At 54.8% G+C, this 13095-nt stretch carries 7 protein-coding genes; 1 reads left to right on the top strand and 6 read right to left on the bottom strand.

Translation table 11 applies throughout. The features are described from left to right. Window positions 1-198: 198 nt before the first annotated feature. Window positions 199-1542 (bottom strand): glycoside hydrolase family 30 protein, encoded by a 1344-nt coding sequence (locus tag WMO36_RS05505; protein WP_270560127.1) that lies wholly within the window; start codon window positions 1540-1542, stop codon window positions 199-201. A gap of 203 nt (window positions 1543-1745) precedes the next feature. Beyond that, window positions 1746-3071, bottom strand: coding sequence for an MFS transporter (locus WMO36_RS05500; RefSeq protein WP_349077090.1), 1326 nt, complete (start codon window positions 3069-3071; stop codon window positions 1746-1748). A 355-nt stretch (window positions 3072-3426) separates the two neighbouring features. Here WMO36_RS05500 and WMO36_RS05495 point away from each other — a divergent pair, with 355 nt between their 5' ends. Then, on the top strand, window positions 3427-4053 hold the full coding sequence (locus WMO36_RS05495) for a TetR/AcrR family transcriptional regulator (RefSeq protein ID WP_333563158.1): 627 nt from the start codon (window positions 3427-3429) through the stop codon (window positions 4051-4053). A gap of 20 nt (window positions 4054-4073) precedes the next feature. Here WMO36_RS05495 and WMO36_RS05490 read toward each other — a convergent pair whose 3' ends face one another. The 4 genes from WMO36_RS05490 to WMO36_RS05475 all read right to left on the bottom strand — a co-directional run bounded on the left by WMO36_RS05490 (window position 4074) and on the right by WMO36_RS05475 (window position 13020). Next, on the bottom strand, window positions 4074-6200 hold the full coding sequence (locus tag WMO36_RS05490; protein WP_118239820.1) for a beta-galactosidase: 2127 nt from the start codon (window positions 6198-6200) through the stop codon (window positions 4074-4076). A gap of 632 nt (window positions 6201-6832) precedes the next feature. Further along, on the bottom strand, window positions 6833-7462 hold the full coding sequence (locus WMO36_RS05485) for a TetR/AcrR family transcriptional regulator (RefSeq protein WP_349077087.1): 630 nt from the start codon (window positions 7460-7462) through the stop codon (window positions 6833-6835). A 177-nt stretch (window positions 7463-7639) separates the two neighbouring features. Then, complete coding sequence (locus tag WMO36_RS05480; RefSeq protein WP_349077085.1) at window positions 7640-8911, bottom strand: glutamate-cysteine ligase family protein; 1272 nt, start codon at window positions 8909-8911, stop codon at window positions 7640-7642. 287 nt (window positions 8912-9198) lie between these two features. Then, window positions 9199-13020, bottom strand: a complete 3822-nt coding sequence (locus tag WMO36_RS05475) for an acyl-CoA dehydratase activase-related protein (RefSeq protein ID WP_435374689.1) — start codon at window positions 13018-13020, stop codon at window positions 9199-9201. Window positions 13021-13095: the final 75 nt, after the last annotated feature.

Genomic DNA, 13095 nt, shown 5'->3' with positions numbered 1-13095 from the left:
AGAGCACAGCAAACAAAAAAGGCGTCTGTCTGCGGCGACCAGTAACCAACCACCGCGGGCAAACGCCCTGCAACACAACACCGGCTTGCGAAGGTGGCAGGAAGAGAAGGGAAAACCCACCACCCGGCATTCAACAAACCGTTGCCACAGCCAAGCCAACGCGTTACGCACACATCCGCGTCAGCCGACAACTCCCCGTCAGTCCAACACGAACGTGTTGAACGAACGCGGAGCAAGCGTCACCTTGATACCACGATCGGCATTGCAAGGATCGGCAAACTCAAACGGACGCTCCTCATCAAGAGCGTTCTGAGCCACCACCACAATGGTGTCATCCGGATTACGGAAAGCAATAGCCATCGAATTGAAATGACCCGTCGTACCAAGCACATGCGCACCCGGCTTAACAAAATGCGAGAAATGACGCATCACATAATATTCCGGATTACGACGAACCTCATGCGTATCCGCAGTAATGGTGAACAGCGAATTCTGCCACCATCCCCACGTGGAATCCTGATCGTCAAGAATCATATTCCAATACGTGTAGGCAGTCGCGCCATTACGCAGATAATGGTTGATCAAGTGGAAAATATACTCCGCATATTCCCACGTATTATCGCCCATACCGCATTCGGATTCAGACTGAATCAGCTCAATCTCCGGCCAAGACTCATGCGTACGCGCAATACAATTCTGGCCAGCCCACTGATAGGCGATGCCCTTGATATACTTGCGAGCATTGTCGTCAAACAGAATATTGTCGACAAAACGGTTGTAATTGTTAAGCTTCATGCCGTAACCGCCGGTCCACGCCATATCTTCCGGACCATTCAACGTGCCCAGCCAAATATCGGTATCAAGACCAGCCTCGTCAAAAGCAGGTCCAAGATAATCGCGGATGAACACCTTGAGCGCTTCGGCATCCCACAATGCGCTCGGGAACTTCTGATCGGCGAACACCTCGTTCTGCACATGCAGCTGATTCACGGTAATGCCATGCTCGGCATAAGCCTGAATGTACTTGACGAAATACTTCGCATACGCCTTCAGATTCTCAGGAGTCTGCACCAAACGACCATAGTTATAAGCCTTCGGACGCTTCATCCACGTCGGCGGGCTCCACGGGCTGGAGAACAGCTGCATGTTCGGCTGCCATTCCTGCGCGCGATGAATATACGGAATCAGCGTCTGTTCATCATGCTCGACGGAGAAATGCTCCATCTCGTAATCGCCGTCGGTCTCGTTATAGCTATACCAATGATCGGCGAAATCATTGGCGCCGACCGGCGCACGATTGAAGGTGAAGTTCATCTCATCCGGGCTGAACAGTTCCTTGATGATCTGATCGCGTTCCTCTTCAGTGACCGTCTGCAGAGGAAGCCAGCCAAGCTCGTTGAAGCAGCCGCCGAAGCCGCGCAACGCCTGATATTCATTGCCGTCAAGCTGCAGATCGGCAGCGGAAGTGGCATGCGTGGATTCGATTTCTGATGATTTGTCGGCAAGCTTGTTGTCTTGCGTTGTTGCGATCCAAGTAGTCATGGAAAGTCCTTAGTATCGTCGTTGATTCTTTGGATAATGCATTGCGATTATTAAGTTATTTTTATCGTGCTTATTTAGATTCAGTTATTGAGATTATCGATATGACGTTACGTTGCATTGCTGTTCAGTTTTGGAAAAACTTCCCACCCCCTCTCTCTCCTCTCTCGAAATCGAGGGGAGGGAGGGAGGGGAGGGAGGTGTGGTTACTTGACCTTCTTGATGGCCATGATGAAGAAGCAGCCGATGATGGCCAGGGCGATGGCGGCCGGGAAGGCGAAGTTGTAGCCGAGGGACACCACGATGGTGGACATGATGACCGGGCCGCACATCTGGCCAAGGGTGGTGCCCATGTTCAGAATGCCCAGATCCTTGCCAGCTTCTTCCTTGTTCGGCAGCACGTCGACGAGCAGAGCCTGATCGACTGCGGAGTAGACGGCATAGCCGAGGCCAGCGATGCCTGCGAACAGGTACATGCCCAGGGTGGACGGGATCAGCCACGGCATGGCGATGCCGATGGCGAAGAGCACGGAAGCCACGACAACCGGAACTTTACGGCGGCCGATGAGATCGGAAACCGGGCCGGAGATGAAGGAGCCGACCAGAGACATGACCATCATGATCATGGAAACGACGGATACGGTGACGGCGGATTCCTTGACAGACTGGCCAATGTAGTTCTGGATGATGTAGAGCTGGTAGACGTTGATCATCTGGTAGCTCATGATCATGCAGAAACGGCCGGCGAATGCCTTGTAGAAGTCGTGGGCGCCAGCGAACTTCGGCGGACGGAAGGATACGAGAACGTCCTTGAAAGAGCCCTCTTCCTTCGGCAGGAAGTCAGCGGACTGTTCCTTCGGCAGGATGATTACGGCGACGACACCACCGAGGAACATGAGCACGCCCGCGACAGCGAAGCCGACAGTCAGGTTCTCGATGAAGAACGCACCGATCATAGTGCCGATCGGAGCGCCGATGGTGGAGCCTGCGCCATAGAAGGCGGACATGGTGCCGCGGATGCCGGACGGCACGCGGTCAGACAGCACTGCGACCAGCGGGGCAATCATACAGTTGAGGCCGAACATGCAGGCGCAGTAGAAGATGGTGAGCAGCACGGCGTTATGCGTGGTACCGGTCAGGAACAGGGTGACGCCACCGAGCACCGCACCGAAAACGATCCACGGAGTACGACGACCGAACCTGGAGCGGGAACGATCGGAGAAGTTGCCGAACATCAGATTGGCAACCAGAGATGCCACTGCGGTGAACGCATTGACGATGCCAACGAGAGCGTCCGGATCGGCACCCTCGATGGTCTTGTAGTGCATCGGCAGCAGCACGGCGGAGACGATGCCGAGACCCGACATCCACAGCACACCGAACAGCAGGAATCCAACACCGAAACGGATGGTGTTGACCTTGCTCAGCGGCTTGCCGGTTTCAGGCGACAGCTGCGGATCCTTGTCTGCAGCAGCGATATTGGCGTTATATGCAGCCAAACGCGCTTCTTTACTTGCGATTGCTTCACTCATGAAACTCTCTCCTTCGATTCATGTTTCAGTGGTGTTTTCTGTGGTATTCCTGTTTTCCGATAGGGCCTCTCTGCCCAGTCAGCTAACTACCACTTGGTAACTAGCTGGTTTTCATCATAGATGCTTTTTCGAAAGAACGCAAGTCAGACGCAAATTATCCGACGGCAGCATTTTCCAAATGACAATCCATGATGATTCGCCTTGTGCAGCAACTTCAGTTTTTATTACTTAGTAACTGCTTAGTTAAAGCGTATTACAATCTCTTATATCTGTCATTTTCCGGCGTGTCCCAACGTTTTCATCACACTTCCTCTCCCCCTTCTTGTAACTTGGTAAGCACAAGAAAGGAGAGCGCATGCGTCGCCGCACCGAAAGCAAACCCAAAAAACGAATGAGCGCAGAAGACCGTAAGAAAGCGATTCTCGAAACCACGGTATCCTTCATCTCACAATTCGGTTTCTGGGGCTTCACCATTCGTGACGTGGCACAAGCTCAGAACATCACCGAAGCAGGCCTCCTTTACTACTTCAGATCCAAAGAACAGCTCCTTGAAGAAACACTCAAATATGCCGATCGCACCAACCAAATCGCCATTGCGGAGCATCTTGGCGTTGAAGGCGTGACCGGCGAAGTCTTACAAGACGGCATCGCATACCATTGCGATCTCGGACTCAAGGCCATCTCCACGGGAACCGTGGAAACCAACGCAGACCGACCTGAAATGGTACGCCTCTACACCCTGCTCGAAAGCGAAGCCCTAAGCAAAGACCATCCGGTGCACGAGTATTTCGAACAGCGCGAAATCAATCTGCTGAAGGAATACACGTTCGCAGCCAAACGAGATGGCGTTGCCGACCCGGAACGCACCGCACTGCAGGTACTGTCCGCTATGGAAGGACTGCAATTGCGCTGGCTCAACGGAGCACACGATGTCGATTTCGTTGGGGAATGGAAGGCCATGATCGACCTTCTCATTCCCTAATCGTTCTCTTTTCGCCGATTTCAGCCGGCAATCACCGCAACATTCCAGCGACCGATTGTCAGCGGATCGCCCTGCTTGACAGCAGCACCTTCCTTCAGTACGACTTCAGCAGTCGCAGCCTCATCGACGTTGCCGTCGGTGGCGATGGCAACCGGGGCAACCACCACTTCACCTGCGACCGGGCTTGCAACAGTGACCTCATCAGCCGAATAGTTGAGCAAATAGGTCACGTTCTCGCCGCGAGCGTTCACGCCCTGACGAACTGCGATCTGACCTGCGAGCGCGGTTCCAGCACCGGCGACACCAGCATGCTCCACAGCTTCGCGCATGACCGCACGAATGGAATCGGCGTCAAGCAGGGTGGCGATCCACTCGGCGTCGCCCTTGCCGAACGCGTGACGGGTGACCGCGGCGTAATCCTCCCAAGCGTAGTGACCGTAGGACGCGAGCACCTCGGTATCGGCGTCGGCGTTCAGCAGTTCGATCAGCGCCTGGGCGTCGGTGGACGCGGTTTCGGCGAGCGCACCTGCGAATTCCACGGAAACATGACCGTTCGGGCGGGTGAACTGGTTGTAGGTCATGCCGAACACGTCGGTGAGATTGTGCGGAGCACGATCGGACCACACGGTCACTTCATCGTCGGAAACGAAGGAACGCATGGTGGAAACCAAGTGACCGCCGTTCTCAACGAACGCGCGCAGACGATCCGTGGTTTCTTGGGATGCGCAGTAGAGCGCCGGAGTCACGATCATCTCATACTTGGCGAGACGTTCGGACGGAGCGTCAGACGGCACGAAATCGCATTCGACGTTGAGCTCGAACAGCGCGTCGTACACGTTGCGCACCACGTCGTTGTACTTGAGGTTGCCGCCGAACGGGAAGCCCGCTTCGATGAGGAACCAGTCGAGCGCGGTGAGCGACTCGTTGCTGACCATGATGGCCACCTTGTTCCGCTTCTTCAGGTGAACGAGACGCTCCCCCACTTCCGGCTTGCCGACTTCACGTCCGAACACGCCGGCCTCACGGTAGGTCGGATTCGGCTCGAGGTCGTGGCTCAGCAGGCCCTTCCAGTAGGTTTCGAACGAATTGTGAATGGAATGCCAATGCCAGTACTCCACCATGTCAGCGCCGGAAGCCAAGTGCGAGTAAGCCTGCAGGCGAAGCTGTCCCGGGAACGGAACCCAGCCATGCTGACCCTGCGCTTCGGTTTCGAGCACGAGGAAGTTCTTGCCGTCCTTGGTGGAACGGGTCATATCGCCGCCGAATGCGATTTCCTTACCGGTCAGATCGTCTTCGGTCGGATGGTAGATGTCGACACCGGTGATGTCCACTGCGGTCGCGGCCTTGAAGTGGTCAACGGCCGGCTGCACGCCGAAGGAATAGCCACGCCATTCGAAATCGAAATTGTGGGTGATGAACTGGTCGTCATGAGCGTATTCGCGCACAATATCGGACTGCCACTGCAGGAAGGCACGCACCTGATCGCGACGGAACTTGTCGAATTCGCCGCCGAGGGACTCGTTAATCGTGGCGGTCACATCCGGGAAGTCCTCCCAAGAATTGATGCGGTTCGACCAGTAGTCAAGACCGAAGTGATGGTTCAGCTCGTTCAGATCGCCATCGAACTTCTCATACAGATACTTGATGAACAGGCGCTGCATGTCGTTGGACACGGAATCGTAGTACTTGGTTTCGTTATCGACCTGGTAGCCGATCACTGCCGGGTGGTCGGCAACGTGGGAGATCAGCTTGCGGATCACGCGTTCACCGTAGAAACGATAGGTGGCATTGACGATGTCCATGATCTGGCGTGCGCCATACTTGCCTTCACCGTTCGGGGTGACTGCGAGCACGCTCGGGTCAAGCTTGACGAGCCAGCTCGGCACTGCATAGGTCGGAGTGCCTACGATGACGTCGATGCCCGCGCGCTGTGCTGCGTCGAGTGCGCGGTCCACATACGTGAAATCGAACACACCCGGCTGCGGTTCGCAGGTGCTCCACGTGGATTCGGCGATGCGAATGACGTTCAGTCCCGCTTCCTTCATCATCCTCATGTCTTCATCGACGCGGTCGATGCCTTTCATCATGAGGTACTCGTCGTAATATGCGGCACCGAAAAGAATGTGATCTGCCTCGTAACGACTCACGGATCCTCCATCGTCTTCATTGACTTGTTACTGGTTACTACTTGTTGCTACATCTAAGGTTGTTTTCTTGCGATATCCCCGAGTTTTTTTCTCAAGTATCCATATCTAACAGCCATTAGATATAAGAAATATAAATCTTCCCGACTCAGTTGTCAAGAACCGCAAAATTTCAGGCGTGTCTTACCTAACAACCATTAGATATAACATTTTTCCCATGTTCCAAAGCTCAACTAATCGTAATAAAAAACCAATCAATCACCGCAATCCATACAAAACGCTATCCCAGCGGGCAAATCCCTCCAGCCACTGGAGCAATCTTCCCGCGAACACGCCTCCTAAACGTCCCGATCCCTCCAGTCACTGGAGGAATCCTCCCGCCCAAAACCTCCCCAGCGACCCAAAACATCCAGCGGGTGGAAGAATCCTCCCGCCCAAAATCCGATCAGCGACCCAAAACATCCAGTCACTGGAGGAAACAGGACAATCAACAGCGTTTCAGCAGACAAATCTCTCCAGTCACTGGAAGAATCACCCCGCTTACAGACCCCTTAGCACCCTGATTCTTCCAACGAGTGGAGGAATTGGGACGCAAAAGGCTATCCACCACAGCTCGCAAGAAAACTGCACACGGCTTAGCGGTAGCCGTCCCAGATGGGTGAGGGGAAGATCATCTTTTCGAAGGCAAGCCATTCATCGTAGAAATCGATGGGAGGCTTACGCATCCAACGCAGCTGAATGCCGTCCATGGCCTCCAAGCTTTGCCTCACGTACGCCCGCATATTCTCCCAACTGCCAATTTCCGGCGGCAGCTTCCAAGCGAAACTCGAATAATGCTCCCACACGTATTTCGGTCGATTCTCGAAATAGTCGTGCAACGGATGATCCTCACTGAACGACTCAGTTTCTAACACCATGTATAGCTGCAGCAAGCTGCGTCGGCTCGCATTGTAGCGAACCAAGAATCGCAAGTACGCGGGAAACAGCATGCCTTCCGGATCACTGCCGGGTAGTCCCGACGCAGCGAAATCAGCCGGAGTGCCCTCCTGATCGTAATTGTCGGTGACCAGCAGCGACAGCAACCGTTCCTTGTTGCCGATGTAATGCAGCAATCCAGGCTGGCTCATGCCAATCGCATCAGCAATATCTTTCAACGATGTACCGTAATACCCCTTTTCCCCGATAAGACGGCTCGCCGCAGCTATGATTTCCCTCTTACGTTCCTCAGGTGATTTCCGAACGCGCTTCTTCCCCTCATTACCCATACGGAACAGTGTACTATCTACCGTTCATTAGACAGGCGGAAATCATATCAAACCACAACATTCCCACTCGCCGCACAAAAACGGGCTGATCTTCAACAGACCAGCCCGAAATTACTTCGAAATTTCGAAAAACTCATTCAGGCAGCCGTAGCCAACCCAAATGCTCGAAAAACAGTTTTACTTCTGGAACACGTCAGGATGCTTCGGATCGCCAGGTTCGTCGGCAAGCACGCCCTCCAATCCTAAGAATTCCTGCCAGAATTCCAGCGAATTGCCATACGGAGCGGCCTGGTGGCCACGCGCCTGCAGGTTCGCTTTCGCCTCAAGCACATCTTCCTCGCGAATGCCGTCGAAATACGATTCGAGACGCTCACGGTTCGTCGGATCATAGAGCAGCGATCCGATGATTTCCGTCAGTCGTTCCGCACGCGCTACCGGCAGCGAATCCCAGTGACGGAATTCAATGAAGTTCTTCAAACGAATGTCATTGAAATGTGTGGAAATCACATGATTGATTTCGTATGCGTTGAGTTCACGATCAGGATACACGTCGTTTGCATTCTCGTAGAATGCAGGATGATGCAGATCAGTTCCGGGAGTTTCCAACGCTTCCGGAGTGTGCGTCAGATCAGCGAACATCATCGGCGTGCTCAACACGTCGATCGCATAATCTTCCCAACCGAAGCGAGGATCGAACAATCCTGGAATAACGTTCGTACGCTGGAAATCCAAATAATCCCACATGCGCTGGCGCAGCAGCGGATACGGATTCTCCCGCCCCTCGAAGTACGGAGTGTTACGGAAGAACCATGCAAGAATCGGACCGATCACCGTACCCAAACGCAACTTGGAAATCGCATCCTCTTCCGAAACATAGTCAATGCTGATCTGCGTCGAAGCAGAGCAGCGCATCATGCACGGACCAAACTGGCCGACACGACCCAAATACGCGGTCATCGCCTTGTAACGGTCCTTCGGATTCACAGGAATGTCGGCATAGCCGGACTTCGGCTGATACCCGTAATTAACCAAGCGGAAGCCGAGATCGTCAAGCACCGGATCGACTTCGCGGCGGAACGCTCCGTAAATCGTGCACAGATCCTCCGGCTTATGCAAAATACCCAGCGAACATTCCAGCTGGCCACCCGGCTCAAGCGACACGGAAATACCTTCGCGCCCAAGGCCAACAAGCCTGCCGTTCTCCCAGTATTCCTTGCTTTCGTCGTAATACGGGCGAATGCGATTCAGCAACGCCTCGATGCCGTTCTCCTCGTAATAGTTCACGGCGGTATCATCGCTGTTATGCACCGGCAGATGCTCGATTTCCACGCCGAAACCGCCGGTTCCGCGCTCTTGGCAGCCTGATTCGAAGAATTTGACCAGACTTTCCACATGCTTCGGATTCGGCTCGGTAAGCAGGTGTGCGTAAGAAATTCGTGGTGCTGTCATGTTGGCAATCCTACCGAAACTCATTGATGAGCACGGCGCGATTGCTATACGAAAAACTGATAGCCAACTCTTGCGTATCCCGAATCGAGTACACATTTTCAATTACAACAGACATGCTCTGCAAGACCGACCAATAATAATTAACAGCTGTCAATAAAGTCAGAAGCAATTACCACTATTTGGAGAATTGTTTGTATATATCAATAAAAATACCGACGCTGAAGATGTTGTCCGCGTCGGTATTTTGGTCAATTCCAGTCAGTGCTTATTGATTTATCTGCCTATGATCAGGCGACTTTTTTGCTTTGCGTCGTCTCACCCTGTTGCGCGGCCTTGTGAGCCTTCTTGGCGGCTGCGATCATCAGTTTGATGCGGTTGAGCTGGTTCGCTTCGGATGCTCCCGGATCGTAATCGATGGACACGATGTTGGCTTCCGGATGCAGTCGGCGGATCTTGCCGAACATGCCTCGGCCGGTCACGTGGTTCGGCAGGCAGGCGAACGGCTGCGCACAAATCACGTTCGGACAGCCGGATTCGATGAGCTCAAGGATTTCCGCAGTCAGCAGCCAGCCTTCACCAGCCTGCACACCCACGGAAGTGACCTCGTCGGCCTTCTTCACGAGTTCCGGCATCGGCAGGTCCTGGGAGAACTTGCCGTGCGCTAAATCGATCGCCTTGTGCACAGGAGCGTTGTACATGTCAAGCGCCTTGCGCATCAGCGCGTAGCCAAGCTTGTTGCCGCCCATGCCGAGGTAATGCTCGTTCCAGTCGGAAATGTATGGGCGGGTGGTCATGAATTCCATGATGCCCGGCACCACAGCCTCGCAATTCTGCGATTCAATCACGTCGACCACATGGTTGTTGGCGTCCGGCTGGTACTTGACGAGGATTTCGCCCACCACACCGACGCGCACCTTGCGCGGCTCGTCCTTCAACGGCAGCGCGTCGAAGGATTTCACAATCTCCTTAACGAGCGTCTGATACGGCAGATACCCCTTGCCGATGAACTTGCGTGCCGTCTTGGAATGGCCGTGGTGTTCGAGCGTTTCACGCACGATGGTGTCCCACGTGTGGTACAGCTGATTCGCACTGCCTGGCGTCACCTCGTACGGGCGTACGCGATACAGGCATTTCATCAGCAGATCACCGATAATCAGCGCCTTGATGACACGATGCAACAATGCCGGAGTGGCGGTGAAGCCCGGATTGTCTTCGATGCCCTGCGTGGAAATGGCGATCACTGGAATCTGCGGATAGCCAGCATCGACCAATGCCTTGCGGATCAGGCCGAAATAGTTTGTGGCTCGGCACATGCCGCCGGTCTGTGTGATGGCGAGCGCGGTGTGTTCCGGATCGTATTTGCCGTCCAAAATCGCGTCCACGAGCTGACCGATAACCATGATGGCCGGGTAGCAGGCGTCGTTGTTGACGTATTTCAGACCGGTTTCCACGTTTTCGCGGCTGGCGTGTTCGAGAATGTCGAACTTGTAACCGCCGGAACGGATCACGGATTCCACCAAGGAGAAGTGGATCGGGCTCATCTGCGGAGCCACGATGGTGTAGTCCTTCATGTCTTTGCCGAATGGCACGCGGTTGGCGTACTTCGACATGGTGGCGGAATTGTGCGCGGATTTCTTCGCTTCGCCGATGCCGTTTTCCGCGGCACGCCTGGATGCGGCTTTGACGGCTTCGGTAAGTTTCGGATTGGCTTTCATCACGGTGTCAAGCATGACTTGACGTCCCGGAGTCGGCGCCTCAGACCCGGTCTTGCGGAATTCGCCCTGCTTGTTAGGCGCACTGTCTTGCTTGTTGGGCATGACTGCGGCGATTCCGCGCTGCTTGTTGCGTTCGCGTTCTTCGACGGCTGCCTTGAGCGAGCGCAGTCGGATTTTTGCCGCTCCCAAGTTGGAGACTTCGTCGATCTTCAGCATGGTGTACACGTCGGCCTTGTCGGCGAGGATTTCGCCCACCTGGTCGGTGGTGATGGCGTCGAGACCGCAGCCGAAGGAGTTGAGCTGTACGAGTTCAAGTCCCGGATAGGAGGCCACGAAGTTTGCCGCCGAGTACAGGCGTGCGTGGTAGGCCCACTGATTGGTGACTCGCAACGGCATTTTGGTGACTTTGCGGTCTTCCACATGACGGAAGCCGTCCGCGTTCTTCTTGCGCGGATCGTCTTCGTCCGCGGCGAGGAAATCACTCAGGTTGAGCTTCTCCCCCGGCTGCAGTTCGCAGATCGAATCTTCAGACAATACCACCATGCCGAGCGAGCAGATGGTTTCCGGAATGCCATGGTTGACTTCCGGATCGATGTGGTACGGGCGGCCTGCGAGCACGATGCCTCGGCAGTCGTGTTCCTTCATGTAGGCGAGTGCCTTGAGGCCTTCCATCTGCACATCGTGCTTGAAGACTTCGTTTTCGGCATAGGCCGCTTTGACTGCGGTTTCGGCTTCTTCACGGGTCACGTTGGCCCAAGCGAATTCTTCGACGATACGGTCGACCATGAGTTCATGGTTGGCCATGTTGAAGTATGGGCGCATGTAACGGATGCCCTCTTCGCGCAGTTCCGGCATGTTTGCGCCGATGACCACGGGATAGTTGGCTACTACCGGGCAGTTGTAGTGGTTGTCGGTGTTGGGTACCAGGTTCTCTTCGTAGCTGACGCACGGATAGAAGATGGTTTTCACACCCTTGCTCAGCAGCCATTTGATGTGTCCGTGCACAAGTTTGGCCGGATAGCAGATGTTTTCGGATGCGATGGATTCGATGCCTGTTTCGAACAGTTCATGCGAGCTTCGTCCGGAAATCATCACTTTGAAGCCCAGCGAGGTGAGCAGTGTGAACCAGAACGGATAGTTTTCGTACATGTTGAGTACGCGCGGAATGCCGATTTCGCCGCGGGTTGCGTTTTTGTCGGTGAGTCTGCGGTAGGCGAAGCAACGCTTGTACTTGTAATCGTAGAGGTTCGGGCGATCGGAACGCTTCTTTTTCGCGTCTCCGCCTCGTTCGCAGCGGTTGCCGGTCACGTAACGGGATCCGTCTTGGAAGGTGGTGATGGTGAGCTTGCAGTGGTTTTGGCACAGCTTGCACACGTCTCGTTCGGAGGTCATCGACAGGTTATCGAGTTCTTCGCCGCTCAAAATGTTCGACGCGGTGTGGCGTACGCCTGCGATCACCGCTTCTTTGGTGTCGGTGGTATCGACGTCTTCGTCTTCCGCTTCGTCGGCATAGTGCATGCGTGCGGTCAGTGCGGCACCGTATGCGCCCATGAGTCCTGCGATGTTCGGTCGGGTCACTTCACGTTCTGTGAGCAGTTCGAATGCGCGAAGCACGGCGTCGTTGAGGAACGTGCCGCCCTGCACTACCACGGTGTCGCCAAGTTCGCCGGAATCACGCAGCTTGATTACCTTGTAGAGGGCGTTGCGCACTACGGAATAGCACAGGCCTGCGGCGATGTCTTCGATGGACGCGCCTTCCTTTTGCGCCTGCTTCACGGACGAGTTCATGAACACGGTGCATCGGGAGCCCAAATCGACCGGATGGGTGGAGTTGAGCGCCGCTTGGGTGAATTCCTGAATGGTCAGGCCCATGGAAATGGCGAACGTTTGCAGGAACGATCCGCAGCCGGACGAGCATGCTTCGTTCACTGCGATGGAGTCGATCACGCCATCGTTGATGGCGAGATATTTCATGTCTTGGCCGCCGATATCGATGACGGCGGTAACGCCCGGGCTTACCATTTCGGCACCGCGATAGTGAGCCATGGTTTCCACTACGCCTTCGTCGAGGTGCAGGCCGGTGGTGATGAGGCCTTCGCCGTAGCCGGTCGCACAGGATCGTGCGATCCATGCGCCTTCAGGTAGTTCGGCTTGGATTTTTTTAACGATTTGTACGGCTGCCGTCAGAGGGCTGCCTTCGTTGGTCGCATAAGAGGACCATACGATTTCTCGATCGTCGTTCACCAACGTCGCTTTGATGGTGGTGGAACCGGCATCTATGCCCAGGAAGTGCGGTCCTTGGGCTCCTTCGAGCGTGCCTTGATGGATATGCTCGCGATGATGTCGTTCGTTGAATGCGGTGCGATCCGCTTCGGTAGCGAACAGCGGAGGCATGGTCGGAGTGTTGGACGGCAGGTTTTCCAGTTCGTCCAGTCGTGCCAGAAGGTCGGCGCAGGTTCGTGCTTCGTA

This window comes from Bifidobacterium hominis, from assembly GCF_040095915.1.
Classification (GTDB): Bacteria; Actinomycetota; Actinomycetes; order Actinomycetales; family Bifidobacteriaceae; genus Bifidobacterium; species Bifidobacterium hominis.
Note: the sequence above shows the minus strand (reverse complement) of the source record. Positions and strands in the feature narration are given on the sequence as shown.

Bases quoted from the DNA above. Each gene is read 5' to 3' on its own strand.
- WMO36_RS05505 (WP_270560127.1), bottom strand. From the start codon at position 1,542: ATGACTACTTGGATCGCAACAACGCAAGACAACAAGCTTGCCGACAAA.
- WMO36_RS05500 (WP_349077090.1), bottom strand. From the start codon at position 3,071: ATGAGTGAAGCAATCGCAAGTAAAGAAGCGCGTTTGGCTGCATATAAC.
- WMO36_RS05495 (WP_333563158.1), top strand. From the start codon at position 3,427: ATGCGTCGCCGCACCGAAAGCAAACCCAAAAAACGAATGAGCGCAGAA.
- WMO36_RS05485 (WP_349077087.1), bottom strand. From the start codon at position 7,462: ATGGGTAATGAGGGGAAGAAGCGCGTTCGGAAATCACCTGAGGAACGT.
- WMO36_RS05480 (WP_349077085.1), bottom strand. From the start codon at position 8,911: ATGACAGCACCACGAATTTCTTACGCACACCTGCTTACCGAGCCGAAT.
- WMO36_RS05475 (WP_435374689.1), bottom strand. From the start codon at position 13,020: ATGCCTCCGCTGTTCGCTACCGAAGCGGATCGCACCGCATTCAACGAA.